Origin of the sequence: Winogradskyella maritima (assembly GCF_042650215.1) — a bacterium.
Classification (GTDB): Bacteria; Bacteroidota; Bacteroidia; order Flavobacteriales; family Flavobacteriaceae; genus Winogradskyella; species Winogradskyella maritima.
Window position 1 is genome coordinate 810,324 of the sequence record NZ_JBHSAT010000004.1, and the last position, 26,331, is coordinate 836,654.

A 26,331-nucleotide genomic window follows, 5' to 3' on the forward strand; every position below is an offset into this window, starting at 1 on the left:
AAATGTTAATCTTTTAAATCGTCGGGAGCGTCGCCTTCTCCGTCTTCTGGTATAATATTTATAGCTGGTTTACGTAGTGTTTGTTTGTTGGCAATACTACGTTCTAATGATAATAATAGCGAAGGCAATAATAGTAAATTAGACAACATGGCGAATAATAATGTCGCTGAAACCAATGCGCCAAGAGCTACGGTGCCACCAAAACTCGAAATGGTAAACACCGAAAACCCAAAGAATAATACTATGGAGGTGTAAAACATACTTACGCCTGTTTCACGCAAAGCGGCGTAGACAGACTTTCGTATTTTCCAGTGGTTGGCTTGCAACTCTTGTCGGTATTTGGCCAAAAAGTGAATGGTGTCGTCTACCGAAATACCAAAGGCAATACTGAAAACCAGAATTGTGGATGGCTTAATCGGTACGCCAAGGTAACCCATTAATCCGGCGGTAACCAATAATGGCAATAAATTTGGAATCAACGAGACGACAATCATTCGAAACGACCTAAACATAAAGGCCATAAAGAGCGAAATTAAAACAATGGCCAACGATAGTGAAATAACCAGATTTTTAACAAGGTACTTTGTTCCTTTTTGAAAGACCAAGGCTTTACCGGTCATTGTGACTTCGTAACGTTCTTCGGGAAAAAGTTTGTCTATTTTAGTTTGAAGGTCTTCCTCAATACGTTCCATGCGGTCCGTACCGATATCCTTCATAAACGTGGTAATCCTAGCATACTGCCCCGTACTGTCCACAAAGTTTTTTAGAAGGTCGACATCGGAGTTTGAGTTCTTTGCATAAGACAAGATGAAACTATTCTCTTGGCTGGTTGGCAATTGATAATACTTGGGATTACCATTGTAGTATGCTTGTTTAGAATACTTCACCAAACTGACCACAGATACAGGGCGAGATAATTCTGGTGTATCTAAGATTAAGTCTTCAAGCTCATTGATACGCTTTAGGGTTGCCAGTTTCATCACACCCTTTTTACGCTTGGTATCTACCATGATTTCTAAAGGCATTATACCATCGAACTCACGTTCAAAAAAGCGGATGTCCTCAAAAAATTCGGTTTTTTTCGGCATGTCTTCAATGAGGCTTCCTGATATTTTAATTTGATATATTCCAATGATACTAGCGACTAGCAACACCAGGGAAATGACGTAAATAGTAATGCGTCGGTGTTTTACCATACGCTCCATCCAATCCACAAAAGCATTAATCCAGCGTTTGTTGAGATGCTCTAAGTGTCGAGGTTTAGGATACGGCAAAAAGGTATATAGAATCGGAATAATAAAAAGGCAAAGGATAAAAATGGCCAATATGCTCAATGAGGCGACGATACCAAATTCCTTAAGCAACTTGCTTTCCGTAAGAATAAATGTTGCAAAACCCGATGCCGTAGTAACATTGGTCATCAAAGTAGCGTTGCCAACTTTGGTAATTACACGTTGGAGCGATTTTACTTTATTGCCGTGTAACTTTACTTCGTGCTGGTATTTATTAATGAGAAAAATACAGTTAGGGATACCGATGACGATAATCAATGGCGGAATCAAGGCCGTGAGTACCGTGATTTCATAATTCAATAATCCTATAATCCCAAAGGTCCACATTACCCCAATACACACTACGATTAGCGAAATAATAGTAGCTCTAAACGACCTAAAGAATAAAAAGAATATCAGTGAGGTTACCAGAAGTGCGGCGCCAATGAACATCCCAATTTCATCAATGATGTTTTGAGAGTTCAGTGTACGGATATAAGGCATCCCTGACACGCGCACATCGAGGTTGTTATCGGCTTCAAAAGAGGCTATTTTCTTTTGAAGGGTCTCCATGATAAACTCTTTCCGTGCCGGAGTGTTTACAATATCTTTTTTAATGTAAATGGCCGTTCTAACGGTTTTTGTTTCGGTGTTGTAAAGGAAGTTATCGTAAAACGGATAGTTATTAAAGAGGTCGTTTTCGAGTGTTTTAAGCTGTTCGGAGGATTGAATAGAATCTTTGATAAACGGTTCTAAATCAAACTGTTCCTTCTCGTTGTTTTTGACTAATTTCTGAAGGTCTTTTATAGAGACCACTGTCTCAACTTCATCGTAAGCTTTGAAATCTTCTGATAGTTGATTCCATGCATTCAGTTTGTCAACCGTAAAAAGCGAACTATCTTTTACGCCGAGAATTACGAGATTGCCTTCCTCACCAAAAATATTGAGAAAATTGTTGTAGACAACGTTGACCTCATGGTCATCCGGAAGCAGATTTGCCTCGGTGTAGGTAAAGCGCATTTTGTCCCACTGCATGGCAAAGAAAATGGTGTACAGCGCCACGGTGATTAATATGGCAATTTTATTGCGCAGTATCAATCGGGCAGTTGCTTTCCAAAAGCCTGTGGTCAAAGGTTTTTTCATATTGAAAATAATGCCCACAAAGGTAGAAAAAAGCTAAGTACTTACTAAAAATTTAACCTGCTAAATAGCTAGGCTTAAAGCGAAAGATTAAAGGTGAATTTAAAGGCGAAATTATCTTCAAAAACAGGGAGGTGATAACTGCCATAGCGATAAGCAAAACTCAACCCGAAACCGAAGATAAGCTTATTGATTTCAAAACCAGATTCACTATACAATTGTTCCAAAGTTTCAAACGGAATACCGATGTGTCTATCTCGACTTCGCATATTGCCCAAAGCATGTCTTGAAATCAGTACCAATTGTGGTTTAAACCAGTCCGAAATGTTAAATGGCCTTAAAAAATGTTTGAATTGAAACGTCATAAAACGGTCACTAAAGAACTCATTAAAGTACATGGTTTCAAAACTGTTTAAACCAGCCACAGAAAAACGTTGTAAAATGGTGTCCTTGTTTATGTTGTTTGGGTAGGCGTGGTATAAATGTGTCAAAGGAATTTCGCCACCAGCTAAACCACCTACTAATGTAAGATTGGTGATAGAATCTTCGCCTAAACTGAATTGGTGAATCGTCCTAAAATCCACTTTCCCAAAGTTGAAATCAGCATTGAACACGTCGGCAAAACCCTTGGTGTATTGTAATGTGAATTTTGGAAAGCCATCAACAACTTCATCGACACGTTTGTCTACCATTTCAAATTGACTAAACGGACTCCATTGCAAACTGACCGTTGCCGTAGACAAGGCAAAGGTATTGAAGAGCTCGCCGTTTAAATCAAAATTATAGTTGTAAGTAGGATTGATACGACTGACAGCCACTTCGGTTTCAGAAAGTAAATGATTGCTGATGCGATGTTCTAAGGATAGCGATTTTGTAATTTTTCTATGGAACAAATCAATGTTCAATAATCGCGGTTCAAAAAAGGTAAAAAAGCGTTTGTCCGTTAAAAAGCCAGAGCTTCCTGTTTCTTGAAGGTCATCGGTATAGGTAGCATTTAACCATGTGCCACTGCCTTCATGAAGCCGAACACCACCACCGATACTATACTTAACTTCTTTGTCCTTAAAGCCGTAAACCACATAGCCATTGACTCTATATTTTTCTGAAAAGGCTTCATTGGTAATACCACCAACCCCCGTTCTAAAACCTTCAAACTGATTGAATTTTACAAGGTGACGTAAATCGAAATTCCAATACTTTGTCGGAAAATATCCAACACCAATATTTTGAAGAAACTCTGCTTTTCGGATAGAGTCCCGTTCAACTTTAGTGATGGAGTCTAAAGCTCTTTTTGGAGTTTGAGCACGTCCTGTTACTGCTGTGAGAAGTAATAAAACAATAACAAGATGTTTAATCATAAATTTTGAATTAGCAACAGGCAAAAAAAATGACGGAATTTAAACCGTCATTATTTCTTTTTCCTTGACATCTAAAATGTCGTCTATGCGTTTAACGTATTTATCGGTTAAATCTTGTACGTCGATTTCAGCATTAGCTTGTAAATCTTCAGATACATCCGATTTTTTAATATCGTTATTGGCCTCTTTACGAGCGCTTCTAATCCCGATTTTAGCATCTTCAGCCTCAGCTTTAGCTTGTTTGGCCAAATTTAAGCGGCGTTCTTCTGTTAACGGTGGTACATTGATGATAATCATCTCACCATTATTCATAGGGTTTAAACCTAAATTGGCAACCATAATACCACGCTCAATTTCTTGAAGCATGGATTTCTCCCAAGGCTGTACGGAAATGGTTCTGCCATCCGGGGTATTAACGTTGGCGACTTGGTTTAATGGTGTCTGTGAACCGTAATAGTCAACCATTACAGAACCTAACATGGCTGGGCTGGCCTTACCAGCTCTAATGTTAACCAATTCTTTTTCTAAATGCTTAATGGCGGCATCCATAGCCTCCTTAGCGGTATCAATAATAAATTTAATGTCTTCGTTCATAGTATGAATTTTAAATCGATGCTATCAAATTGTACGCCAAATTTAAAACTACAAGTTGACTTGCGTTCCAATTTGTTCGCCAGAAATTAATTTTAATAGGTTGCCTTTCTTGTTCATATCAAAAACAATGATGGGCAATTCGTTTTCTTGACTCAATGTAAATGCTGTTGTATCCATGACTTTTAGTCCTTTTTTCAAGACGTCTTCAAACGTTATAAAATCGAATTTTGTAGCTGTTGTATCCTTTTCTGGGTCGGCGGTGTAAATACCGTCTACACGTGTTCCTTTTAAAATAACATCCGCTTCAATTTCAATGGCTCTCAATACAGCGGCCGAGTCTGTCGTAAAATAAGGATTCCCTGTACCGCCACCGAAAATAACAACACGTCCTTTCTGTAAATGGCGCATTGCTTTACGTCTTATGAAGGGCTCTGCCACTTCATTGATTTTAATGGCGGTCTGTAAACGAGTTGGTACATCAGCATCTTCTAAAGCCGATTGTAAGGCCAAGCCGTTAATCACGGTAGCCAACATGCCCATATGGTCACCTTGTACACGGTCCATACCGTTACTAGCGCCTGCGACACCTCTAAAAATATTGCCACCACCAATGACAATAGCTACTTCAACACCCAAATCGGTCACCTGTTTGATGTCTTGGGCATATTCTGCCAAACGTTCTGGGTCAATACCGTATTGGCGATTGCCCATTAGGGCTTCGCCTGATAATTTTAAAAGGACTCTTTTAAATTTCATGTGTGTTGTCGTAGATTTTGGCTTGTGGCACTACTGCTACAAAGCAGAGCAAAGCTACATAAATATCTCTAGCTTTAAAAGTGATTTTTGGGTGTAAAAAAAGCCACTTTGAAGATTAAGTTTTTCAATTTTCAGTTTTGAGTAAGATGTTTAAATCTTTAATCTTTTTTGGATAATGCTTTTGAAAGTTAGAAACAACTTCCATCGTAGTTTCATCATAAATTAAACTGATATCATATTTTTTTAAAAAATGATTGATTTCAATAAACTCGGGTTTCAAATCATTGAAGTAGCTTTCAAAAGTTTTGTAGTCACTTGGATTTTTAGGTAATTTCATTTGCACCGCATAAATAGTATTGTTTTTTAAAATGAAATAGGTGTCCATTCCATCTATAAAAAAGACAAAGTTTTCTTTTTCTAATTTTTCTTTATAGGTATAAACTTCTGTTAAATCAAACGGGAGACCTGTGACAAATTCATTTTTATGGATTAAAAACGAATTAGTTAGAAACTCAAATTCATCAGTTTGTTTTTGAATACCGGAAAATTTATAATTTGCATTTACCGAATGCATACTAATTAAAATATCTTCATCGTATATGAAAATTACTTGTTTTTCAAAAGCATCGGAAAAGTCTATTAGACTAATGAAATTTTTAACTTTCGAATAATCTTCAGTCACGTTATTGAGTTTAAAAATTGGGCATGAATAAATATCTAAATCAGTTCTTTTATGCTCTATTGCAATTAAAGAACTTGTGTGCTTTTGAATTATAGAATCTTCGATTTTCGAGATTTCTAAATATTTTTCATCAACATAATGAGAAGCGTACTTTTGATAATCTTCAAGATTTATATTAATCAATTTAGAGTCTTTTTGAGAAGCACAACTAGAGACAAATAGAATAGATATAAAAATGATAATGTTTTTTATTTCCATAATTAAACATATGAAAAACTTAATTAATACTTGGTTATCCTGGCGGAATAGTGACACTAATTGATTTTTAAAAACAAAAAACCGCTTCAATTTACATCGAAGCGGTTTCAAATTATTGTAATGACTAAGGCTTACCCTAAAGTAACACGTTTAAATCCGGTTACGGCAACATCACCGTAAGACTCTACATATTTCGCTACAGTCATTTTTTCGTCTTTAATGAAGTTTTGGTCCAACAAACACTGCTCTTTATCAAGTGTTGTGTTGTCAGAAATAAAACGCTCCATCTTACCTGGTAAGATACGGTCCCAGATTTGCTCTGGCTTACCTTCAGCTTTCAATTCTGCTTTGGCATCTTCTTTAGCTTGCGCTAAAACCTCATCCGTCAATTGAGACATAGAGATGTATTTAGGTACATTTTTTAATGGCTTACCTAAACGACCTAATTCAATATTATCTTTTTCAATCACTGCGATACGTGCTTCAGTTTCTGAAGCCACATAAGCAGGGTCAAAATCCTTGTAAGATAATGACGTTGCGCCCATAGAGGCAATCTGCATCGCTAAATCTTTAGCCAATGTTTCAACATTGTCAACTACAGAAGATAAACCAACGATAGCTGCAATTTTGTTGATGTGTACATAAGAACCAACGTAAGCTGCTTCTAATGTTTCAAAGGCATTGATGTCTAGTTTTTCACCAATAACACCAGTTTGCTCAACTAATTTTTCTGCAACAGTCATACCTCCGAAATCAGCAGCCAAGAATTCTTCTTTGCTGTTGTGGTTTAAGGCAATCTCTCCAAGGTCGCTTGCTAATTTTAGGAAGTTCTCGTTCTTTCCAACGAAATCAGTTTCACATCCTAAAACAATAGCCACACCTTTAGTATTGTCTGCGTTTATTTTTGCTACAGCAGCACCTTCAGTAGATTCTCTGTCGGCTCTCTTTGCAGCAACTTTTTGTCCTTTTTTACGAAGGACCTCAATGGCTTTGTCGAAATCACCTTCGGCCTCAACCAAAGCTTTTTTACAATCCATCATACCTGCACCCGTTGCTTTTCTAAGCTTATTAACTTCGGCAGCTGTAATTTTTACTGTGTTTTCCATAATTATTAATTAAAATAGAAATCTATTTTGTTTAAGATTCCCACTGGCGCGGGAACACGTTTATTCTTCTTCCTCTTTTGTGGCAACAGCTTCTTTCTTTGCTTCAGCTTTTGGAGCTTCTTTTTTAGCTGCTGGCGCATCTTTAGCTTCTTTTTCAGATTTTCTGTCAGCAAGTCCGTCAGCAATTGCTCCGGTAACTAAGCTTAAAATCTTATCGATAGACTTAGATGCATCATCATTTGCAGGGATTAAATAATCTACCTGACGTGGGTCAGAGTTGGTATCTACCATTGCAAAGATTGGAATGTTTAATTTCTGTGCTTCTTTAATAGCGATGTGCTCACGCATAATATCAACTACAAATAAAGCACCTGGTAAACGTGTCATATCAGAAATAGAACCTAAATTCTTTTCTAATTTAGCACGTTGACGGTCAACCTGAAGACGTTCTTTCTTAGATAAAGAGTTGAATGTCCCGTCTTTCTTCATTCTATCGATAGAAGCCATTTTCTTAACGGCTTTACGGATAGTGATGAAGTTGGTTAACATACCACCTGGCCATCTTTCAGTAATGTAAGGTTGATTTACGGCACCTGCTTTTTCAGCGACGATGTCCTTAGCTTGCTTTTTAGTAGCAACGAAGAGAATCTTCTTTCCAGAAGCTGCTATTTTTTTAAGCGCTTCAGACGTCTCCTCAATTTTAGCTGCTGTTTTGTAAAGGTTGATGATATGGATGCCGTTACGCTCCATATAGATGTAAGGGGCCATGTTTGGATTCCACTTACGTGTTAGGTGACCAAAGTGTACACCTGCGTCAAGTAATTCTTTTACTTCTACGTTTGCCATTTTGTAATAGTTTACGTTCTGTTGTATTAGCAATAATAAAGTGGTTGTTGTAAGCCTTTACTATTTAGATGCTAAACTAAGCTCTGACATTTATCGTCATGAGCAACAAAAACTGGTTTTAGTTTTGCAGTCCCGAGCTATTCGGGATCTAGCGATTTCAATAAGTTTTGCCAACTCGTGGCTAATTTCTCGAAGATGCTTTAAACTCATCTTCACTGTCTCGTTGAGCGCAGTCGAAACGTTTTAGGAGTTCTCGACTCCGCTCGAACTGACAGGGTATATATTCACAATAAAACTGAATATAAATTGTTGGATATTAACGTTTAGAGAACTGGAATTTCTTACGCGCTTTCTTCTGTCCGAATTTCTTACGCTCTACCATTCTTGGATCTCTTGTTAATAGACCTTCTGGCTTTAATATTGCTCTGTTTTCAGCATCTAGCTCACACATTGCGCGAGATAATGCTAAACGTATTGCTTCCGCCTGGCCGGTGATACCACCTCCATATACGTTTACAGTAATATCAAAGTTGCCATCATTGTTAGTCAAGGCCATTGGTTGATTTACCTTATACTGCAATGTTGCAGTAGGGAAATAGACCGCCATGTCTTTTTTGTTCACCGTGATGTTACCTTTTCCTTTGGCAACGTACACACGAGCAACAGCCGTCTTTCTACGGCCAATTTTGTGAATTACTTCCATTAGTTAATGTCGTTTAATTTAATTGTTTTAGGCTTTTGAGCTTGGTGAGCATGCTCAGAACCAGTCACAACGGTTAGGTTACGGAAAAGTACAGATCCCAATTTGTTTTTTGGAAGCATACCCTTTACCGATTTCTCTACCAATCGTGTTGGATCTTTGTCAAACATCTCAGTAGCACTCAAACTTCTTTGCCCACCTGGATAACCTGTGTGACGGATATAAGATTTATCTGTCCACTTGTTTCCTGTTAAGTTGATTTTCTCTGCATTGATAACAATAACGTTATCACCACAATCAACGTGAGGTGTGAAGTTTGTTTTGTGCTTTCCTCTAAGAAGTATTGCAACTCTAGAAGCTAGACGGCCTAAGTTTTGTCCTTCAGCGTCAACTAAAACCCACTCCTTATTCACGGTAGCTTTGTTAGCAGAAACTGTTTTGTAGCTTAATGTGTCCACACTAGTTAATTTAATAATCACGCTATTAGGCGTGATAGGTTATACATTTCTCTCCCGAAAAAGAGTTTGCAAATTTACGATAACTTATTGGATTGGCAAGTGTTGAGTGTTTTTTTTTGAGTCTGAAAATCAATTGAATGTAACATCAATTTTTAAGATTATAATTTGAAGGGTTTAACTATAGTTTGAAGACCAATAAATCTAGTCTGAAAAGCTTTCATTCAAACCAATTAAACTATCCTGAATTTCCAAAACCCCAAACACAAAGGCATGTCTCAAAAGATTAAGATCACGATTATCCTCACTGTTTTTAAAGTTGTCCTTAACTTTAGATATTTGCTCTTTAAATTCTTCAAGCTTTTCTTCGGAAGCACATTCGTTGTCAATCAAATCTTTTATCAAATCTAAAGCACACAATTTTAAGTCTTCCGTGTTTTTTTCAATTCCGGAGTCGCCATCAGTAACGTCTGCTTTGGTATTCAATGCCACCCGATTGATAATTAAGGTAGAATTATACAGTTTTTCAATCTGGTTGATTTGGTTTCTGAATCCTTTAGGGTCATTAAAGGTTATCGATCCTACGCTTTGTTTAGCTTTACTGAGACTTTCATGAAATTTTGAAGCATGCGCACTGCCTTCATTCTCTTCAGAACGGGTATTGTCTATAGCGAATTCAAAACGTTTGTATAAAGCTCTAAGTGCATTTTTGATATGTCGTTTTGTTCGGGTTTCAGACTTTTCGGGCCATACGACAAAGGAAACCAAAATGCCAACTGCCACACCAATACCGATGGCAATTATTCTATCTAACGATGTATCCCACGCATCATTTGTCGACCCCAGAGCAATGGCCACCGCAGCCACGACTCCGTAACGCCAAGTAGGTTTAAAACTAGATATGCCATTTAAAACAAACATAGCAATAGCTAAGGAAAGCGCCGTGCCAAATCCCCAAGGAATAACGACTAGTAAAATGAACCCTATAGCACTTCCAACGATAGTGGCCAACACACGACCCTTTGCAGCAATAAAGGTATTTCCGATACTGGGTTCCACAACCAACACCGCAGACAGCACGGCCACAAAAACTTCTGGAAGGTTAAAATATTTAAGGATAACAAATGTCAATGCAGCTGAGACGGCAGATTGTAACGCTAATCTTAGGGCATCTTTTATTTCGACTTTGGAAAAATTAAAAGGAATGGTCATAACGCCAATGATATGAAATAGCCATTATTAATATTGATGTATAACCATTTAGTATTGGCTGATTTCAAACAGAACCGTTCTTTTTTTAAGAATTGTGTAACACTACCGTATTAAAATAGTCTTTAGTATTGTAACAACTAACTGAACACAATCATCAATCAATCACAATCATGACTTCTTTTAGACTGTTTTTACTCCTCAACTTTGGGGTTAATTTGGCATTTTATGCACAATCGGGATCAATACCAAAACGAACCTACACTACAAAGCCCATTGTCAATCAAAAAGCACCTTCAATCGACGGCCAGTTAAATGATGTTGCATGGGAACTGGTAGAATGGACAAGTGATTACGTGGAATTTCAACCTGATGTTGGGACAGCTCCCACGGAGCAAACGAAGATGAAAATTCTATATGACGAAAAGAATTTATATGTGGCATTTAAATGTTATCAGAAGGATCCTTCAACCATTGAAAAACGCATGGGACGACGCGATGATTTCCCGGGCGATTGGGTAGAGATTAATCTCGACAGTTATAATGATGACAGAACCGCATTTTCATTCACCATTTCGGCATCGGGTGTAAAAGGCGATGAATTTGTATCGAATAATGGGAATTTTGACTCTAGTTGGAATCCAATATGGTATACAAAAACCCAAATTGATGAAGAAGGTTGGACGGCAGAAATGCGTATTCCTTTAAGTCAATTAAGATTTGGAAATGAGCAAGAACAAACTTGGGGTTTACAATCCACAAGACGTTATTTTAATAATGAAGAACGTTCAACCTGGCAACCACTTGAGGCTAATCCGCCTGGGTGGGTCAGTGAGTTTGGGGAATTAAGAGGGTTAATAGGTTTAAAACCTCAAAAACAACTTGAAATTCAACCTTACACTGTTGCTCAGCTTAACACTTATGAAGCGCAATCTGGTAATCCTTTTAGAGACGGTAGCGATACACGTTTAACAGGAGGTTTGGATGCCAAGATTGGTATTACCAATGACCTTACATTAGATTTAACTATAAACCCCGATTTTGGTCAGGTAGATGCAGATCCGGGTGCCATTGCCTTAGATGGCTTTGAGATTTTCTTTCAGGAACGCCGACCATTCTTCGTGGAAAATAAAAATGTATTTGATTTTAGGTTGGGTGGTGGCTCTGACAATTTGTTCTTTTCAAGACGTATCGGTCGGACACCACAGGGGTTTACAACAGCAAATCCAAGTTTGGGCGAATATGAAGATATTCCCAATTTCAGTACCATTTTAGGGGCAGCGAAATTCAGCGGTAAAACCAAAGACGGTTGGGCCATCGGAATATTGGAAAGCGTTACAGCCAAAGAATTTGCTGAAATTAAATTAGACGAACGCGAGGAGATTATAGACAACTTGGCTACCGTTGGCGATGAACGTGAAGAGCTCGTTGAACCATTTACCAACTATTTGGTCACACGGGTTCAAAAAGATTTTAATGATCGAAATTCCTACATCGGCGGTATTTTTACAGCCGTAAACCGAAAGCTAGAAGGCAATTTGGACTTCCTTCATAAATCAGCATATTCTGGCGGGATAGATTTTAGACACAATTGGAAAAATAGAACCTACTATGTGGAAGGTAATCTTTCTCTAAGTACCGTGAAGGGAACTGAAGAGGCTATTGCTAACACTCAATCTAATATTACACATTTATTTCAGCGCGTCGATGCAGATTATTTAGATTTTGATCCAAACAGAACATCCTTAACAGGAACTGGTGGCGCTTTGGAAGTTGGAAAAGGTGGAAATGGAAACTGGAACTATAATATAGGAGTGAATTGGAAATCCCCAGAGTTGGAATTGAACGATATAGGATTTTTGAGACAAGCCGACGACATTAGGCAGTTTGTCAACATCCGACGGTTTTTTAACAAACCAACGGATTGGTATCGTAGAGCGCAGTTATCCTATGAGTTAGTAAACCGTTTTGATTTTGGAGGCCATTTTAATAGAACCCAACACGAATTTAAAGGCAATGTGAATTTTGCCAACAACTGGTTCTTTGATACAGGTTTTGGTCATATTCCCAGAACATATTCTAATGCCTTTTTAAGAGGTGGCCCACGTTGGCAAGATAATCAGGAGAATTTTGGGTTTTGGTTTGTTGGAACAGATCAAAGGAAGAAATTCAGTACGGTTTTGGGCTATGTTCATTTAGATACTCAGGAAGATGTTTTTCAATTGAGACGTTACGAGATGCGCTTTAGATACCAACCTTTAAACGCATTGAGCTTATCATTAGACCTTCGATATGAGCAAACGCCAACCATTACGCAGTACGTAGGGCAAGCATCTTTTGAGGACACCAGCCGTTATATTTTAGGGACGATTGACAATGAAAGTTTGAGTGCTACGTTACGTTTAAACTACAATATCAACCCGGATTTAACCATCCAATACTACGGCCAACCCTTTATATTCAAGGCAGATTTTTCAGATTTTAAATTTGTAAATCAAGCGGATGCAGATTCTGTAAATGATCGTATTACAGTATATGATGAAAATCAAATTAGTCAAGACGGAAATACCTTTAATGTAGACGAAGACAGAAATGGAAGTACGGATTATTCATTCGGAAATCCGGATTTTGCCTTTGTGCAGTTTCGATCTAATTTAGTATTGCGTTGGGAGTATATTCCAGGATCGGAAATTTTCTTGGTATGGTCACAAGGCATAACAGGTTTAGGAAATGTCAATAATGACTTTGGAAGCATTATTGATAATCAATTGCTAAAACAGCGTCCTGAAAACACCTTTTTACTTAAGGCTACTTATCGATTCGCACTTTAGTATCAGCTGAAGGATCAACCTTTAATTCTGGCTCGGGTTCACCTTTCTTAATGGCGTAAGCAAGAATGGCTAATTTTGCCGCTCCGATCAGGAATCTGGCTTTTTTGTTTTTTAAAACAACGCCTCCAAGAGATAGTAATTTTGAGATAATCATAGTTCTGAATTTTCAGACTACAAACTACGATAAAGGTTATGAATCTCTAACCTCATTTCAAATGGATGTTGACTTAATCGGTATCCTTATATCAAAAATAACATCTCTTAACAAAAGGTACTAAGCTTAGGTTAAACCCTTTAAAATCCTTGTAATTACAGGTCTTTCGTGTTATATTTAAGTAATTAAATTATTAACAAATTAAAATTTCAAAATGGAAAATTTAGATAGAAAGACCGTTGCTATTTTGGCAACCAATGGATTTGAAGAAAGTGAATTAAGAGAACCAAAAAAAGCCTTAGAAGAAGCTGGTGCGGATGTGCACATCATTAGTGTGGAAGAAGGTGAAATCAAAGGATGGGCTGACGGAAATTGGAGTAATTCTTATAAAGTAGATAAAACTGTGGATGAAGTCTCACAGAAAGATTATAACGCTCTAGTATTACCGGGAGGCGTGATTAACCCAGATCAAATTAGACGCGACAAAACAGCAATTAATTTTGTACGCTCATTTTTTGAAAACCATAAGCCAGTGGCGGCAATTTGCCACGCGCCATGGATTTTGGCAGAAGCTGATGTGTTAAAGGATAGAGAGATTACCTCATTTAACTCTATTAAAACAGACATGATTAATGCTGGTGCAAACTGGAAAGATCAAGAGGTAGTTGTTGATGCAGGGTTGGTAACAAGCCGTTCTCCAGAAGACCTGCCAGCATTTAATGCCAAATTAGTAGAAGAAGTCTACGAAGGAAAGCATGAAATGCAGATGGCATAATCTTGTAATCAGATTATAATAAAAAAGCAGAACGTTTGTTCTGCTTTTTTTATGCATTATATTTTGTGGTGCAAACTAAATTGCAACTGATTCTTTCCCCAGTTATCCGTGACTTGGCGCATGTAACCTAACTGAATATTCACTTTAGGTGAAAGCGAATAACCGAGTCCTAAATAGGTTCGGTTTCTGTCAAATAATTCTACACGTCGATTGTCACCGATGTTCCGTTCGCCATTGAGGAATAATTCATTATAAAGCGCAAGGTAAATGGCGCCTTTAGAGATTTCAGACTGATTTAATGGCACATTCAAAAATAAATTATACCGATATCTTGTTCTAAAATCCTGATTCTCTACCCAACGCTGTTCGTATCGGATTCTATGGTTAAAATATAATCGATTCCCCACTTTTGAAGGGAATAAGGCTTCCTGATAAATACGACTTTCATTTACAGTGTCGTCAGCATCACTACCAAAAGCACCCGTTGTAATATTTCCGTAACCTAAGGTAAATTTAATGTTGGCTGTTTTTGGTGTGTATGTAATTCCACCCCTTAACAATAATTGCTCTAAATCACCGATGAGGTTCCAGTTACGATATTGAATATCACCTTGAAGTCCCCATTGACTTTCCTTAAATTGTGTATTCCAAAAATACATGTACCAGGCACCGACTTTGTCTTCGCCAATTTGCGCTTTACTAAATAGAGAAAAGCATACTAGGGTTAAAAAAAGGAATAGTTTTTTTGTCATTATAATTTATTGTTTAATTCACTTAAATAGGTGTGGACTTGAGATACCGCCATGGATCCTTCGCCTACAGCCGAAGCAACACGTTTTACAGAACCGTTTCTGGCATCGCCCACAGCAAAAATCCCAGCAACGCTAGATTCTAAAGACTGGGGTTTTCTGTTTTTATAAATATGGCAGGTTTCTAAATCTTTTGGTTGAAGGTTTGGTCCAGTGCATATAAAGCCTCTTTCATCTGTGACTACATTGTCTTCCAACCATTTGGTATTTGGCTTGGCGCCTATGAAAGAAAATACGTTGGAAATTGGCATTTCATTGGTGTTGTCTTTACAACTCACTTCTATGGATTCTAGGTAATGGTTGCCATTCAACTTTGTTATTTCTGTTTCCTTATGAATTTCTATCACATCAGAATCCTCTAAACGTTGTACCAAATAATCACTCATTTTTGCGCCCAGATTATTCCCTCTAATCATTACATGGACTTTATCTGCAAAACCAGATAGAAACATAGCTGCTTGACCAGCAGAATTACCACCACCAACAATTACTACCTCTTCGTCTTTGCAGTGACTGACGTCCATACCTGTTGCTGAATAGTAAACTCCGCTACCTTCATAATCGTTTATATTATCTATGGGAAGCTGTCTGTAATCTGCACCAGTGGCTATAATGATGGCTTTAGATTTAATAACTTTATCATTAGTGGCGCAGACTGTAAAATATCCATCATGGCGCTCAAGGCTTTTTGCTCTATGGGGGATGGAAATATTGCATCCAAACTTTTGGGCTTGCACATAAGCACGATTTGCCAAATCACCACCAGAAATGCCGGTTGGGAAGCCTAAATAATTTTCAATTTTTGAACTTTTACCCGCTTGTCCTCCAGGCGCTTCACTGTCTATAGTTACTACTTCAAGTCCTTCAGAAGCGGCATATACACTTGCAGCTAAACCTGCTGGGCCAGCACCAATGACCAAAACATCAAAGATTTTATCTTCAAAATCCATGAGAACACCGCTATAGCGTCCTAACTCTTCCAAACTAGGATTTTTGCATACTTTGGATTCGCTATTTATAAGAAGTGGTAAATCATCTTGCGAAAGATCAAAATGCGCCAATAGATCTTTGGCCTCTTGGCTAGAATCAACATCCAAGAAATTATACCATATATGGTTTTTCTCTAAAAAGTCTCGAATTTCATAAGTTTTGTTTGACTTTTCTGAACCTAATAACTTCATGCCACCACTCATTTCATTGAGAACAGTTTCTTGTCGTAACAAAAAGGCATTGAGTAGAATGTCACTGATGTCACTATTTTTTGAAATAGCTTCTTTCAGCTGTTTGGGTTTTATGCGTAGTAGAGTTGACCCAGCTTTTGCCACAGCGTGAAACTGTGCGCTACGTTCAGAAAGCATGCCACTGTCTCCTGAGAATTCGTATTTACCATGCTTTACAATTATGGTGTCGTTGTAAGGGTCTTCAATATGAATTTCACCTTCAAGAATAGCAAAAAAATCATAGGTGTTATCACCAATTTTGAAGACATAAGCATCTTTTTCATAAGTCTCTACTTCGCCGTAAGACTTTAATTTGTTGATTTGGCGATATGATAGTTCTGGAAACCTTGGGTCTTTCATGAAATTGTATTAACCGACTTACTTTTTCGTAAGTACGAAGATATTAAATACCTATACTACTTAAAAGCCTGTTATAATATCATTAACGTCAGTGGCTATTAATGCGCCTCTAGCCAATTTTCTCCAACGTCCATTTCAACATCGAGTGGCACTTCTAATTTAAAAGCGTTTTCCATTTCAAACTTTATGAGTGCTTTTAGTTTTTCAAGCTCAGGTTTGTAGGCGTCAAAGACCAATTCATCGTGTACTTGAAGCAACATCTTGGAGGTGTAATTTTCAGTTTCTAGTTTTTTATGAATGTTAATCATTGCCAGTTTAATGATGTCGGCCGCAGATCCTTGTATCGGTGCATTGACGGCATTTCGCTCAGCGGCACCTCTCACCACGGCATTTCTGGAATTGATATCTTTTAAATAACGGCGACGTCCTAAAACCGTTTGTACATAACCATTGTCTCGTGCAAAATCTACTTGGTCGCTCATATAGGCGCGAAGTTTTGGATATGTAGCATAATAGGTATCGATAAGATCTTTGGCCTCACTTCGCGACAAATCTGTTTGGTTGCTCAAACCAAAGGCAGACACACCATAAATAATCCCGAAGTTGACCGTTTTGGCATTACTACGCTGTTCTCTTGTGACATCATCAATAGCCACATTAAAGACTTTTGAAGCCGTGGACGCATGAATATCTTCACCATTTTTAAAGGCTTCAATCATGGTTTCCTCTTCACTTAGAGCTGCTATGATGCGTAATTCTATCTGACTGTAATCTGCCGCTAACAAAACGTGGTTTTCATCTCTAGGGATAAAGGCTTTTCGGACTTGGCGACCACGTTCTGTTCTAATAGGGATATTCTGCAAATTAGGATTATTACTACTCAATCGACCCGTCGCCGCAACGGTCTGCATGTAATTGGTGTGTACACGCCCGGTGGTTTTTTCAACCTGAGTTGGAAGAGCGTCGACATAAGTGCTTTTCAACTTGGTCAATCCACGATAATCCAATACATGCTGAATGATAGCATGGTCTTTTGCCAAATAACTCAACACATCTTCAGCAGTGGAATATTGACCTGTCTTGGTCTTTTTTGGCTTATCGACCAACTTCAATTTTTCAAAAAGAATAACGCCAAGTTGCTTTGGCGATCCAATGTTGAATTCTTCGCCAGCATCGTCATAAATCTGTTTTTCGAGATTGGCAATATCTGTATCTAAAGCGGAAGACAAATCCGATAGAAAATTAGTGTCTAGATTAATACCTTCAAGCTCCATATCAGCCAAAACACGTAATAGTGGCAATTCAATTTCCTTGAAGAGTTTTTGAGTATTGGCGTCTTGCAATTCTTTTTCGAAATGGGTCTTCAATTGTAAAGTAATATCCGCATCTTCAACTGCATATTCGGTTTGCTTTTCTAATGGCACATCACGCATGGAAAGTTGGTTCTTCCCTTTTTTGCCAATGAGTTCCGTAATGGAAATTGGTGTGTAGTTGAGATAAGTTTCGGCTAATACATCCATGTTATGACGCATATCTGGATTGATTAAATAATGCGCCAACATAGTATCGAATAATGGCCCTTTGACATCGATACTGTACTTGGCTAAAACTTTTATATCGTATTTAAGATTCTGCCCGACTTTCTCAATAGCCTCGTTTTCAAAAAACGGTTTCAATGTGTCCACAATGGTTTGGGCTTCAGACTTATCTTCCGGAATTGGAACATAAAATCCCTTGCCAGCTTCCCAGGAAAAGGCAATCCCAACGAGTTCTGCTTCGAGCGGATTCAAACTTGTAGTTTCTGTATCAAAACACACGGACGTCTGATTCATCAAATTCTTTAAGAATAAAGTGGTTGCCATACCTGGCGCCACACTTTGGTAAAAATGAGATGTAGTTTCAGCCGTTTGTCTTATATGGCTTGGCGTTTGGGAAGTGTCATCCGATTCCTCTGAACCACCAAAAAGCGAAAATTGGCCAAAACCTGCGCTTTTTGGTTTTGAAGGTTGTTTAGTCTCGGCAGTGGCAGTTGCCTTCGGAGCTTCTGCGTCTTGAGGCGCAAAAGTCTTCAAAAAGTTGTCCGTCAATCTTCTAAATTCCAGCTCCTGAAACAGCGCCTTTACTTTTTCAACATCAGGGTGGTCCAATTCAAAATCCTTTGCATTAAAGGTCACAGGGACATCGAGTATAATGGTCGCCAGTTGTTTGGATAATAATCCAAGTTCTTTACTGGCTTCGATTTTTTCCTTCATTTTACCTTTTAGCTCGTGGGTGTTGGCCAAAAGATTTTCCATACTGCCATATTGGGCCAAAAACTTTTTCGCTGTTTTTTCGCCAACGCCCGGTAAGCCTGGAATATTATCTGAAGAATCGCCCATCATTCCCAAGAAGTCAATCACTTGGAGCGGGTCGGTGACTTCAAATTTTTTCTGAACTTCAGGGATTCCCCAAGTTTCGTAACCACCGCCAAAAACGGGGCGATACATAAATATGTTTTCGGTGACTAATTGCGCAAAATCCTTATCTGGCGTGACCATGTAGGTTTTGTAGCCTTCCTTTTCGGCTTGCCGAGACAGAGTTCCGATGATATCATCGGCTTCGTAGCCTTCCTTTACCATAATGGGGATGTGCATAGCTTCCAAAATTTCACAAATATGCGGAATGGCGGTGCGGATGCCTTCTGGCGTTTCGTCACGGTTGGCCTTATATTCTTCAAACATTTCCACACGGTCGGCACTACCTCCTTTGTCAAAACACACGGCTAAATGGTCTGGGCGTTCGCGCTTAATAACGTCTAAAAGCGAATTCATAAACCCCATAATGGCTGAGGTATCTTGGCCTTTGGAATTGATTCTTGGATTTTTTATAAATGCGTAATAACCTCTAAAAATCAATGCGTAGGCATCAACTAAAAATAGGCGTTTTTGGTCGGACATAGTTTCAATTTTGAAAGAGCATAAAGCTACAAAAATATGAGCGTTTCCACGGATAGTTTTTGAAACGAAATGGGAAGAATTATGTTTCGATTTTAGCCATCGTGATATTGCAATATTAAATCAGTTAAATTTTAAGTTTGAAGAAATAGTCTAACCTAAAACATCCGTATTTTTGAAGCAAATTATATGATGATGAAAAACCCAATTGCTTTGGCCATTCACGGTGGCGCAGGAACGCTGGTAAAAGGGCAAATGACACCAGAGCTTGAAAACGAATATAAGTCTGCGTTAGAACAGGCATTGGCTATGGGCTATGCTATTCTGGAAGCAGGAGGCTCAAGCACGGATGCTGTGGAAGAGGCTGTAAAACAATTGGAAGATTCACATTTATTCAACGCAGGAAAAGGCAGTGTGTTCACGGCTGAGGGTACGCATGAAATGGATGCCTGTATCATGGAGGGCGCATCTAGAAATGCTGGTGCAGTTAGTTTGGTGACTGGTATTAAAAATCCGGTGGCATTGGCTAGAGCTGTTATGGACAAAAGTGAGCATGTGTTTTTGGCTGGGGAAGGTGCTATGGCGTTTGCGAAAGCCCAGAATTTTAGCTTGGAAGAGGCCTCTTATTTTTATGATGAACTAAGACACAATCAGTGGTTAGAGATTAAAGACACGGATAATTTTCAGTTGGACCATTCGTTGAAAAAAGATTCAAAATTTGGAACAGTAGGCGCCGTGGCGTGTGATGTAGATGGTAACTTGGCGGCGGCCACATCTACCGGTGGTATGACGAATAAAAAATGGGGTCGTGTTGGTGATAGCCCGATGGTTGGTGCAGGCAATTATGCCAATAATAAAACCTGTGCAATAAGTTGTACGGGCAGTGGTGAGTTCTTTATTCGAGGTGTAGTGGCCTATGATGTCTCATGCCTTATGGAATTCAAAAACTGGTCTTTGGAAAAAGCGTCAGACCACGTGGTTAATGAACGTGTGCTCAATATTGGCGGTGATGGAGGTCTAATTGCGGTTGATACAGAAGGCAATATCAGTATGCCTTTTAATACGGAAGGTATGTACCGCGCAAGCAAATCTTCTAACGGTAATTTTGAAATTTCAATCTACAAATAGCTAAACAAACGGTTCCGTTACCGGGAGGACTTTTACCGTCTTCTTCTTAATATTGAAACGGTCCCCATTGGCCAAAACATGGGTCTTCAAATTAGTTAAACTCATTGGGGTTCCTTCAGAAAGGATGGAAGAGTTATTATGCTTCAATTTACGAGGGTCAAAGACAATGACCATTCCAGAACCGATGACTTCACATTCATTTTTTTGAATCACTAAACCTGTGTCTTCGGCTAATCCAATACCAATACGTTCAGGATATCGCGCCACAGCTTCGGCCAAACGTCCAAAGCGTCCACGTTTTATAAAATGCGTATCAATCGTCAATTGAGGCACGAGAGAAAGTCCCTTTTTCATTTTTACTGCGCCTTTTACGAAAGAATCAACGGCACTACCGCCAGCTATCATATTATTCGCCATAGCCATGGCGCCAGCGCTTGTTCCGGCAATTACAAAATCGCTTTCGTTCTTGTAACGTTCTTTCAAAATCTTGTGAATAGAAGAACCTCCGATATGCTCCGTAATCTTGGATTGGTTACCTCCTGAAAACATCACACAATTGGCTTTCGAAATTAAATCTATTGCGCGAGAACTTTCAGAATCCTTTTGAGAACGGATGTCCAATATTTCAACATTAGTACAACCAATAGTGCCAAAAGCTTCAAGATAATTATCGCCAATTTCAACAGGAATACTACTTGCCGTAGGGATGACCACAATTTTGGCATCAATGCCACCAGAAAGTTCTACAATGCGATATAAAATACCTTCGGTGACAAAATCCAACGTGTACATTTCGTCTGCTTCAATCCCTTTATCTTCATTACCGCCAATAGGAATGAGTATCCCTTTATTGCTTTTCATACCGTCAACATTAGTTTAATCGAGGCAAAAATAAACTAATTTACATGTAGAAAAATGCATATCTTTAAAATCTTTACTGAAAACCAACCTCTATGAAAATTCGTGAAATAAATGCCATGCGCGGGCCTAACTATTGGTCTGTAAGACGTCATAAATTAATTGTGATGGTACTTGATTTGGAAGCTATGGAAGACTATCCTACCAACAAAGTACCAGGCTTTTCAGAACGTCTAAAAGAAATGTTTCCCAGTATGTATGAGCATCGATGTTCCGAAGGCTGTCCTGGAGGGTTTTTTATGCGTGTGGATGAAGGCACTTGGATGGGTCATGTTATAGAACATATAGCTTTGGAAATTCAGACTTTAGCTGGCATGGATACAGGCTTTGGAAGAACCCGTGGTTACGGTGAGGATGGTGTATACAACGTTGTGTTTTCCTATATAGAAGAAAGTGTTGGGCGTTATGCGGCTAAAGCTGCTGTAGCCATATGTGAAGCTTTGATTGGTGCTGAGGATTACGATTTAGACAAGGATATTCAAGAAATGCGAGAGCTTCGTGAAAGCTCAAGATTGGGGCCAAGTACAGGCTCTATTGTTGAAGAAGCTGAATCAAGAGGCATACCTTGGATTAGATTGAATAAATATTCATTGGTACAATTGGGTTATGGTGCTAATCAAAAACGAATACAAGCCACAGTAACTAGCGAAACAAGTAGTATTGGTGTAGAATTAGCTTGCGATAAAGAGGATACCAAATATTTATTGGAACAAGCTGAGGTTGAAGTGCCACGAGGTGATATCATTCGAAGAGAGCGTAGTTTAGAAGATTCTTGCCGTTATGTAGGTTATCCTTTGGTTATTAAACCGATTGATGGAAATCACGGTCGTGGGATTACAGTTGATATTCAGAATTATGATGAAGCGTTGGAAGCCTTCAGACATGCAAAAGACAGCTCAAGAAGTGGTGCTATCATTGTAGAGAAGTTTATTGTTGGGGAAGATTACCGTTTGCTGGTCATCAACAATCAATTGGTGGCTGCTGCTAAACGTTCGCCAGCGCATGTCATAGGTGATGGTGAATCTAATATTCAGCGTTTAATAGATATTGTCAATAGAGACCCCAGACGAGGTTACGGGCACGAAAAGGAACTAACCCAGATTACGGTCAATGAATTAACCCAAACCATTATAAAGGATGCAGGCTATACTTTAGAATCTATACTACCAAAGGGTGAAAAGCTGATTCTAAAAGATACTGCCAACCTTTCCACTGGAGGTACTGCCGAAGATGTTACCGATATTGTTCATCCAGCGAATGTTTCTATGGCAGAGCGAATTTCAAAAATAATTGACTTAGACATTTGTGGGATTGATATCATGACCACTGATATTTCTAAACCATTGTCAGAAACTGGTGGCGCCGTATTGGAAGTTAATGCTGGGCCAGGCTTTAGAATGCATTTGGCACCAACAACAGGATTGCCTCGAAATGTGGCAGCGCCTGTCATAGATAAATTGTTCCCCAATCATAATGACACAGGACGAATCCCAATAATCGCTATAACAGGAACTAACGGAAAAACAACAACCTCAAGATTGGTATCCCACATCGCAAAAATGAAAGGGTATCGCGTAGGTTATACAACGAGTGATGGAGTTTATATTCAGAATAGATTACTGATGACCGGTGATTGCACAGGACCGGCAAGTGCGGAATTTGTACTCAAAGATCCTACGGTGAATTTCGCCGTTTTAGAATGTGCTAGAGGTGGTTTACTCAGAGCTGGTCTTGGTTTTAAACGTTGTGATGTGGCCATTGTCACTAATATTGCTGCCGATCATTTAGGTTTAAAAGGTATTCATACCGTAGAACAATTGGCTAAGGTTAAAGGTGTAATTCCTGAAACCGTTTTGCCAGATGGCTACGCTATTTTAAATGCGGATGACGATTTGGTCTATGATATGCGGCGCTCCTTAGAGTGTAATGTAGCGTTGTTCTCCATGGATGAAAACAATCCAAGAATCAAAGCTATGCAACGCCTCAATGGCTTAACGGCAGTTTACGAAAATGGTTACGTTACAATTTGTCGAGGCGAATGGAAAATGCGCATTATGCAAGCTGAAAATATTCCGTTGACTTATGGCGGAAAGGCAAAATTTATGATTCAAAATGTGTTGGCAGGAATTTTGGCAGCACATGTTCAAGGCATTAGAATTGAAGATATGAAAGCCGCACTTGAAACCTTTGTGCCTTCCGCAACACAAACACCTGGACGATTGAATCTTTTTAAATTCGAAAAGTTTTCAATCCTTTTAGATTATGCCCATAACCCAGCCGGAATGCGTGCTTTGCAAAAGTTTACTGATGAGCTCGAAGCAACGGTCAAGGTCGGGATCATCGCAGGTATTGGTGATCGTCGTGTAGAAGATAACAACGAAATGGGAAGTATTGCCGCCGAAATGTTTGATGAAATCATCATCAGACAAGACAAGCGTCTACGAGGTAAAACCGAAGAGGAGCTCATAAAAATGCTGAATGACGGCATTAAAAAGAAAGACCCAAACATTAAGACTACAATTATTCCATCTGAAAAAGAAGCCATAAAACATGCGGTAAAAAATGCTGTGGATGGTTCCTTGATTATTTTGTGTAGTGATGTTGTTCCTGATGCGCTCGATTTGGTACAACACTTAAAGAACCTAGAATCTAAAGGGGAATTACATACAATTTAAATTCAAGAAAAAAAAAGGTTTAAGGCGCTGGGTTGGGAATCACAGCATGGACCTCATTAATGGCTTTCAAAACGTCATCTGATAGTTCAACATTAATACTGTCGATATTTTCTTCCAGTTGCTCTAAAGACGTTGCACCAATAATATTACTCGTTACAAATGGTCTAGAGTTCACAAAGGCTAAAGACATCTGTGCAAGTGACATTTCATTGTCTTCTGCAATTTTTAAATAGCGTTTTGTCGCTTCTGTAGATTGCTCACTACTATAGCGTGCAAATCTTGGGAATAGTTTTAATCGGGCGTTGTCGGCTGCCGTGCCTTTGACATACTTTCCTGAAAGCACACCAAATGCCATTGGTGAGTAAGCTAGCAATCCAATGTCCTCACGGTGCGAAATCTCTGCCATGTCACCTTCGTAAACTCTATTCAATAGAGAATAGGCATTTTGAATAGTAATTGGTCGAGCTAAATTATGTTTGGCTGATTCGTTGAGGTATCGCATTGTACCCCACGCTTTTTCATTAGATATTCCTATCTGGCGCACTTTACCTGATTTAACAATCTCGTCCAGATTATGAAGAATTTCTCCAAAATTATCTTCCCACTTATCATTGTCATCTCTAGTGTAATTCCTAACTCCAAAGGTATTTGTAGAACGCTCAGGCCAGTGTAATTGATACAGGTCCACATAGTCCGTTTTAAGACGCTTAAGACTATTGTTTATAGCTTCATTCAAAGCTTCTTTACTAAAGCCCGTTGTTCTGATATGTGCTGTATAATCTCCAGGCCCAGCAATTTTTGTTGCTAATACAACTTTATCCCTATTTCCAGTTTTTTCAAACCAGTTCCCGATGATACGTTCTGTTTCGGCATAGGTTTCAGCATTGGCGGGAACAGGATAGAGTTCGGCACAATCAAAGAAGTTGACACCTTTTTCAAGCGCTAAATCCATTTGGGCAAAACCTTCGTCTTGCGTATTTTGGTTGCCCCAAGTCATGGTTCCTAGGCAAATTTTACTGACTTTAATATCGGTGTGTGGGAGGTTAGTGTATTTCATCTTCAGTTCCCGCGTAGGCGGGAATCTCTTTAAGTAGTTAAACAAGAATCATAGTAATATGACAAAAATAAAAAGACCTGACAGCTTTTGAAGGCTCGTCAGGTCTAAATCTATGTTAAGTTTTTTATTTAGATGTCATTCAACAACTTTGAAATCTCATCTAACTTCGGCGTTAAAATCACTTCTATACGCCGGTTTTTGGCTTTACCTTCTGCTGTATCATTGGTAGCGATTGGGGCATATTCACCTCGCCCAGCTGCCGTTAGATTTTCAGGGTTAATGGCATTGTTTTCTCTAAGGATATTCACAATAGCCGTTGCACGTTTTGTCGATAAATCCCAATTGCCGCTGAGTTGTGCATTGCCTTTGTAAGGGACGTTGTCGGTATGACCTTCAATTAAAATGGCAATCTCAGGATTCTCTGCTAAGACAGACCCAAGTTGTTGAACAGCTTTTCTGCCTTCGGTTCCTACCGACCAACTTCCGGATTGAAACAACAGCTTATTTTCCATGGACACGTACACTTTTCCGTCGCGTTGTTCAACTGTTAAACCTTTCCCTTCAAAATTGGTTAAGGCTTGAGAAATAGCATCTTTTAATTTGGTCATGGCCGCATCTTTTGACGCAATGACCTGCTCTAAATCAGCGACGCGTTGTGAGCGTGCGGCCAATTCTTTTTCAAGTTTATTTAAGCGCTCGCTTTCTGTGGCCAAGGCTTGTTCTTTGGCTTCGAGTTGAGCGAGAAGCTCCCTGTTTTTTTGTGAATTTGATGCTATGGCGGCAGAACTGTTTTTTTCTAAAGCGTCGTAAGAGGCTTTCAAATTATCTAAATTTGCTTTGCTTGCAGCCAAATCTGATTTTGATTTATCACGTTCTTCAACTGCCTGGGCATAGGCGTCTTGGAGTTTTTCTAAATTGTTTTTTAGTGTGTTTCGCTCTTTGGTTAAGGCTTCGTTTTGTTCATTTAGCGCACGCTGTTCCTTTTTAAGGTTGGCATAACGGTCTTCTAAATCCGTATATAATTTTTTGGAGACACAAGAGGTGAAGGTCGCCAATGTCATTGCTATTACTAAGCTTTTATTAATCATTGATTTGT

At 38.9% G+C, this 26,331-nt stretch carries 21 protein-coding genes; 4 read left to right on the forward strand and 17 right to left on the reverse strand.

Annotated features, from left to right (window positions below; all coding sequences use genetic code 11):
* Positions 1 to 5: 5 nt before the first annotated feature.
* The 10 genes from ACFOSX_RS04605 to ACFOSX_RS04650 all read right to left on the reverse strand — a co-directional run bounded on the left by ACFOSX_RS04605 (position 6) and on the right by ACFOSX_RS04650 (position 10,378).
* On the reverse strand, positions 6 to 2,414 hold the full coding sequence (locus ACFOSX_RS04605; protein WP_386097479.1) for an efflux RND transporter permease subunit: 2,409 nt from the start codon (positions 2,412 to 2,414) through the stop codon (positions 6 to 8).
* Positions 2,415 to 2,488: 74 nt separating this feature from the next.
* Positions 2,489 to 3,769 carry a DUF5686 family protein gene (locus ACFOSX_RS04610; RefSeq protein WP_386097481.1) on the reverse strand — a complete coding sequence of 427 codons (1,281 nt, stop codon included), beginning with the start codon at positions 3,767 to 3,769 and terminating at the stop codon, positions 2,489 to 2,491.
* Positions 3,770 to 3,808: 39 nt separating this feature from the next.
* Positions 3,809 to 4,363 carry a ribosome recycling factor gene (gene frr, locus ACFOSX_RS04615; RefSeq protein ID WP_386097483.1) on the reverse strand — a complete coding sequence of 185 codons (555 nt, stop codon included), beginning with the start codon at positions 4,361 to 4,363 and terminating at the stop codon, positions 3,809 to 3,811.
* Positions 4,364 to 4,411: 48 nt separating this feature from the next.
* Positions 4,412 to 5,119 (reverse strand): UMP kinase, encoded by a 708-nt coding sequence (pyrH, locus tag ACFOSX_RS04620; RefSeq protein ID WP_386097485.1) that lies wholly within the window; start codon positions 5,117 to 5,119, stop codon positions 4,412 to 4,414.
* Positions 5,120 to 5,243: 124 nt separating this feature from the next.
* Entirely contained in the window at positions 5,244 to 6,059 is an 816-nt protein-coding gene (locus tag ACFOSX_RS04625) for a hypothetical protein (protein ID WP_386097487.1), read from the reverse strand.
* A 131-nt stretch (positions 6,060 to 6,190) separates the two neighbouring features.
* On the reverse strand, positions 6,191 to 7,165 hold the full coding sequence (gene tsf, locus ACFOSX_RS04630) for a translation elongation factor Ts (RefSeq protein WP_386097489.1): 975 nt from the start codon (positions 7,163 to 7,165) through the stop codon (positions 6,191 to 6,193).
* Between the two features lie 60 nt (positions 7,166 to 7,225).
* Entirely contained in the window at positions 7,226 to 8,011 is a 786-nt protein-coding gene (gene rpsB / locus ACFOSX_RS04635) for a 30S ribosomal protein S2 (protein WP_386097491.1), read from the reverse strand.
* A 316-nt stretch (positions 8,012 to 8,327) separates the two neighbouring features.
* Positions 8,328 to 8,714 (reverse strand): 30S ribosomal protein S9, encoded by a 387-nt coding sequence (gene rpsI, locus ACFOSX_RS04640; RefSeq protein WP_386097493.1) that lies wholly within the window; start codon positions 8,712 to 8,714, stop codon positions 8,328 to 8,330.
* Entirely contained in the window at positions 8,714 to 9,169 is a 456-nt protein-coding gene (gene rplM / locus ACFOSX_RS04645) for a 50S ribosomal protein L13 (RefSeq protein ID WP_386097495.1), read from the reverse strand. Before rplM ends, rpsI begins: the two co-directional genes overlap by 1 nt.
* 201 nt (positions 9,170 to 9,370) lie before the next feature.
* Complete coding sequence (locus tag ACFOSX_RS04650; protein WP_386097497.1) at positions 9,371 to 10,378, reverse strand: FUSC family protein; 1,008 nt, start codon at positions 10,376 to 10,378, stop codon at positions 9,371 to 9,373.
* Between the two features lie 170 nt (positions 10,379 to 10,548).
* Here ACFOSX_RS04650 and ACFOSX_RS04655 point away from each other — a divergent pair, with 170 nt between their 5' ends.
* On the forward strand, positions 10,549 to 13,206 hold the full coding sequence (locus ACFOSX_RS04655) for a DUF5916 domain-containing protein (RefSeq protein WP_386097499.1): 2,658 nt from the start codon (positions 10,549 to 10,551) through the stop codon (positions 13,204 to 13,206).
* Here ACFOSX_RS04655 and ACFOSX_RS04660 read toward each other — a convergent pair.
* Positions 13,184 to 13,360: a hypothetical protein gene (locus ACFOSX_RS04660; RefSeq protein WP_386097501.1), complete on the reverse strand. Its 177-nt coding sequence runs from the start codon at positions 13,358 to 13,360 to the stop codon at positions 13,184 to 13,186. The two genes, ACFOSX_RS04655 and ACFOSX_RS04660, sit on opposite strands and share 23 nt — an antisense overlap.
* 214 nt (positions 13,361 to 13,574) lie before the next feature.
* On the opposite strand from ACFOSX_RS04660, the gene ACFOSX_RS04665 reads away from it, so the two are divergent.
* Entirely contained in the window at positions 13,575 to 14,135 is a 561-nt protein-coding gene (locus ACFOSX_RS04665; protein WP_386097503.1) for a type 1 glutamine amidotransferase domain-containing protein, read from the forward strand.
* A 56-nt stretch (positions 14,136 to 14,191) separates the two neighbouring features.
* Here the strand turns inward: ACFOSX_RS04665 and ACFOSX_RS04670 are convergent, their stop codons facing one another.
* The 3 genes from ACFOSX_RS04670 to polA form a co-directional block, all read right to left on the reverse strand.
* A complete protein-coding gene (locus ACFOSX_RS04670) occupies positions 14,192 to 14,887 on the reverse strand; it encodes a DUF2490 domain-containing protein (RefSeq protein ID WP_386097505.1) in 696 nt (231 codons plus the stop codon).
* The gene (locus ACFOSX_RS04675; protein ID WP_386097507.1) at positions 14,887 to 16,524 is read right to left on the reverse strand and encodes an FAD-dependent oxidoreductase; all 1,638 of its coding nucleotides are present in this window, start codon (positions 16,522 to 16,524) and stop codon (positions 14,887 to 14,889) included. The genes ACFOSX_RS04670 and ACFOSX_RS04675 overlap by 1 nt, the downstream gene beginning before the upstream one ends.
* 98 nt (positions 16,525 to 16,622) lie before the next feature.
* Positions 16,623 to 19,460, reverse strand: a complete 2,838-nt coding sequence (gene polA / locus ACFOSX_RS04680) for a DNA polymerase I (RefSeq protein ID WP_386097509.1) — start codon at positions 19,458 to 19,460, stop codon at positions 16,623 to 16,625.
* 192 nt (positions 19,461 to 19,652) lie between these two features.
* On the opposite strand from polA, the gene ACFOSX_RS04685 reads away from it, so the two are divergent.
* Complete coding sequence (locus tag ACFOSX_RS04685; protein WP_386097511.1) at positions 19,653 to 20,585, forward strand: isoaspartyl peptidase/L-asparaginase family protein; 933 nt, start codon at positions 19,653 to 19,655, stop codon at positions 20,583 to 20,585.
* Here ACFOSX_RS04685 and ACFOSX_RS04690 read toward each other — a convergent pair whose 3' ends face one another.
* Positions 20,586 to 21,446 (reverse strand): cyanophycinase, encoded by an 861-nt coding sequence (locus tag ACFOSX_RS04690; protein WP_386097513.1) that lies wholly within the window; start codon positions 21,444 to 21,446, stop codon positions 20,586 to 20,588.
* Positions 21,447 to 21,538: 92 nt separating this feature from the next.
* On the opposite strand from ACFOSX_RS04690, the gene cphA reads away from it, so the two are divergent.
* Positions 21,539 to 24,178 (forward strand): cyanophycin synthetase, encoded by a 2,640-nt coding sequence (gene cphA / locus ACFOSX_RS04695; protein ID WP_386097515.1) that lies wholly within the window; start codon positions 21,539 to 21,541, stop codon positions 24,176 to 24,178.
* Between the two features lie 19 nt (positions 24,179 to 24,197).
* On the opposite strand, the gene ACFOSX_RS04700 is transcribed toward cphA, so the two are convergent.
* Complete coding sequence (locus ACFOSX_RS04700) at positions 24,198 to 25,235, reverse strand: aldo/keto reductase (protein WP_386097517.1); 1,038 nt, start codon at positions 25,233 to 25,235, stop codon at positions 24,198 to 24,200.
* Between the two features lie 128 nt (positions 25,236 to 25,363).
* Positions 25,364 to 26,323, reverse strand: a complete 960-nt coding sequence (locus ACFOSX_RS04705) for an OmpA family protein (protein WP_386097519.1) — start codon at positions 26,321 to 26,323, stop codon at positions 25,364 to 25,366.
* Positions 26,324 to 26,331: the final 8 nt, after the last annotated feature.

What these genes read in the sequence shown, in the direction of transcription:
- tsf (WP_386097489.1), bottom strand. Translation starts at nt 7,165, where the DNA reads ATGGAAAACACAGTAAAAATTACAGCTGCCGAAGTTAATAAGCTTAGA.
- ACFOSX_RS04610 (WP_386097481.1), bottom strand. Translation starts at nt 3,769, where the DNA reads ATGATTAAACATCTTGTTATTGTTTTATTACTTCTCACAGCAGTAACA.
- ACFOSX_RS04670 (WP_386097505.1), bottom strand. Translation starts at nt 14,887, where the DNA reads ATGACAAAAAAACTATTCCTTTTTTTAACCCTAGTATGCTTTTCTCTA.
- ACFOSX_RS04660 (WP_386097501.1), bottom strand. Translation starts at nt 13,360, where the DNA reads ATGATTATCTCAAAATTACTATCTCTTGGAGGCGTTGTTTTAAAAAAC.
- ACFOSX_RS04675 (WP_386097507.1), bottom strand. Translation starts at nt 16,524, where the DNA reads ATGAAAGACCCAAGGTTTCCAGAACTATCATATCGCCAAATCAACAAA.
- rpsI (WP_386097493.1), bottom strand. Translation starts at nt 8,714, where the DNA reads ATGGAAGTAATTCACAAAATTGGCCGTAGAAAGACGGCTGTTGCTCGT.
- ACFOSX_RS04655 (WP_386097499.1), top strand. Translation starts at nt 10,549, where the DNA reads ATGACTTCTTTTAGACTGTTTTTACTCCTCAACTTTGGGGTTAATTTG.
- ACFOSX_RS04605 (WP_386097479.1), bottom strand. Translation starts at nt 2,414, where the DNA reads ATGAAAAAACCTTTGACCACAGGCTTTTGGAAAGCAACTGCCCGATTG.
- polA (WP_386097509.1), bottom strand. Translation starts at nt 19,460, where the DNA reads ATGTCCGACCAAAAACGCCTATTTTTAGTTGATGCCTACGCATTGATT.
- ACFOSX_RS04685 (WP_386097511.1), top strand. Translation starts at nt 19,653, where the DNA reads ATGAAAAACCCAATTGCTTTGGCCATTCACGGTGGCGCAGGAACGCTG.
- ACFOSX_RS04690 (WP_386097513.1), bottom strand. Translation starts at nt 21,446, where the DNA reads ATGAAAAGCAATAAAGGGATACTCATTCCTATTGGCGGTAATGAAGAT.
- ACFOSX_RS04665 (WP_386097503.1), top strand. Translation starts at nt 13,575, where the DNA reads ATGGAAAATTTAGATAGAAAGACCGTTGCTATTTTGGCAACCAATGGA.
- ACFOSX_RS04650 (WP_386097497.1), bottom strand. Translation starts at nt 10,378, where the DNA reads ATGACCATTCCTTTTAATTTTTCCAAAGTCGAAATAAAAGATGCCCTA.
- rpsB (WP_386097491.1), bottom strand. Translation starts at nt 8,011, where the DNA reads ATGGCAAACGTAGAAGTAAAAGAATTACTTGACGCAGGTGTACACTTT.
- ACFOSX_RS04705 (WP_386097519.1), bottom strand. Translation starts at nt 26,323, where the DNA reads ATGATTAATAAAAGCTTAGTAATAGCAATGACATTGGCGACCTTCACC.
- frr (WP_386097483.1), bottom strand. Translation starts at nt 4,363, where the DNA reads ATGAACGAAGACATTAAATTTATTATTGATACCGCTAAGGAGGCTATG.
- cphA (WP_386097515.1), top strand. Translation starts at nt 21,539, where the DNA reads ATGAAAATTCGTGAAATAAATGCCATGCGCGGGCCTAACTATTGGTCT.
- pyrH (WP_386097485.1), bottom strand. Translation starts at nt 5,119, where the DNA reads ATGAAATTTAAAAGAGTCCTTTTAAAATTATCAGGCGAAGCCCTAATG.
- ACFOSX_RS04700 (WP_386097517.1), bottom strand. Translation starts at nt 25,235, where the DNA reads ATGAAATACACTAACCTCCCACACACCGATATTAAAGTCAGTAAAATT.
- ACFOSX_RS04625 (WP_386097487.1), bottom strand. Translation starts at nt 6,059, where the DNA reads ATGGAAATAAAAAACATTATCATTTTTATATCTATTCTATTTGTCTCT.